This window comes from Streptomyces spiramenti (assembly GCF_012034385.1).
GTDB lineage: Bacteria > Actinomycetota > Actinomycetes > Streptomycetales > Streptomycetaceae > Streptomyces > Streptomyces spiramenti.
In genome coordinates this window covers 1-1598 of sequence record NZ_JAAVJB010000436.1, presented here as the reverse complement: position 1 = coordinate 1598, position 1598 = coordinate 1, and the positions used below count along the sequence as shown (strand labels likewise).

Annotated in this window: 1 protein-coding gene; it reads left to right on the top strand. The window is 77.5% G+C overall.

The window, feature by feature from the left end; genetic code table 11:
- The first annotated feature begins 325 nt into the window (after nt 1-325).
- Nucleotides 326-1423 carry a methyltransferase domain-containing protein gene (locus HCJ92_RS23980; RefSeq protein ID WP_167935700.1) on the top strand — a complete coding sequence of 366 codons (1098 nt, stop codon included), beginning with the start codon at nt 326-328 and terminating at the stop codon, nt 1421-1423.
- Nucleotides 1424-1598 lie beyond the last annotated feature (175 nt).

Sequence of the window (1598 nt, the reverse complement as noted above, 5' to 3'; positions counted from 1 at the left end):
CTCGTGGGCCCGCCGCTCCGGGGGACGGCGGTCGGTTCACGGTGCCTCCGTGCGTCGCGCGGCTCCGGTCGGCGCCGCGACTGCGGCGCGGGGCGGCCCGGAGGGCGAACGTACCGGCGCGACCCGCGTCCGGCCACCACCCCCGCACGCTCCGTCGCGGGAAATCCGCCCGACACCGCCCCGTCGGCCGTCGAGCGCGGTGTGCGGCGCGGTTTGACACGCCGTCGGGGTGGCGAGACGCACGGCGAGGGGTACCACGCCCGGCCAGGTCGGCGTGGCACCGTTCGGTGTCCGACAACGGCCGTCGGCCGTGCCGAGGAGGACCATGGACCGCACCGAGGAGACCGATCGCGCCGCGCTGCGGCTGCGGACGGAGATGATCGACGGACTCGACGCGGCGGGCGTGCTGCCCGACCCGGCGTGGCGCGCGGCGTTCGCGGCGGTGCCCCGGCACGTCCTCGTGCCCTACTTCTACGACGTCTCCGGGCTGCGGATCGGCCGGGAGCGGCGGACGGAGGCGTGGCTGCGGGGTGTCCACAGCGACCGGGCGCTGGTGACGCACCGCCACGCCGGTGAGCCGGTGTCGTCCAGCTCGCAGCCATCGCTGATGGCCTCGATGCTGCACGCGCTGGAGGTGGAGGACGGCTGCGACGTGCTGGAGATCGGCACGGGCACCGGGTACAACGCGGCGCTCCTGGCCCACCGGTTGGGGGACGCCCGGGTGACCAGCGTGGACGTCGCGCCGGAGATCACCGCCTCTGCGCGGGCGCGGCTCGCGGCGGCCGGCTACGGGCCGCGCGTGGTCACCGCGGACGGCTCGCTGGGGTGGCCGGAGGGGGCGCCGTACGACCGGATCATCGCCACCTGCCGGGTGGACCGGGTCCCGCCGGCCTGGCTGCGGCAGTGCACGCGCGCGGGGCTGATCGTCGCGCCGCTGGGCCAGGGGCTGGTGCGAGTGGCGGCCCAGGGGCCGGACCGGGCGTCCGGGCGCTTCCTCGGCGCGGCCTACTTCATGCCGCTGCGGCGTCCCGGCCCGGCGCCCACCACTCCGGCGCCGTCGTCGGCGCCCGCGACGGGCACCCGGCCGTCGCGGCTGCCGCCGGAGGCGGTCGGCGACGTCGACTTCCGGTTCGTGGTCAGCGTGCTGGAACCGGACCTGGACTGGCGGGTCGACGCGGCGGTCGCGCCGCGCTCGGTGTCGGTGCGGGCGGCGGACGGCTCCGCTGCCCGCCGGTTCCCCGACGGCTCCGTGTCGGAGGCGGGCCCGCGACGGCTCTGGACTGCGCTGGAGGAGTACCACGCCGAGTTCGAGGAGGCGGGTCGACCGGGCCCCGAGCGGTACGGGCTGACCGTCGAGGGCGAGCGGCAGTGGCTGTGGCTGGACGAACCGGACGGTCCGCGCAGGCCGCTGCCGGGCGGCTGACCGGGCTTCGGACGGCGGACGGCGGACGGGCGCGGAGCTGCCGAGCGGCGGGTGGCGGGCGACCGCGAGCTGTTCGGCTTCGCCTCGCACACCGTGGCCTCGACCTACCTGGGGACCTCCGCGGGCGCGAGGCTGCGGTACGACCGGCCGGAGGGGACGGCCGAGCTGAACGCGA

Bases quoted from the DNA above. Each gene is read 5' to 3' on its own strand.
- HCJ92_RS23980 (WP_167935700.1), top strand. From the start codon at position 326: ATGGACCGCACCGAGGAGACCGATCGCGCCGCGCTGCGGCTGCGGACG.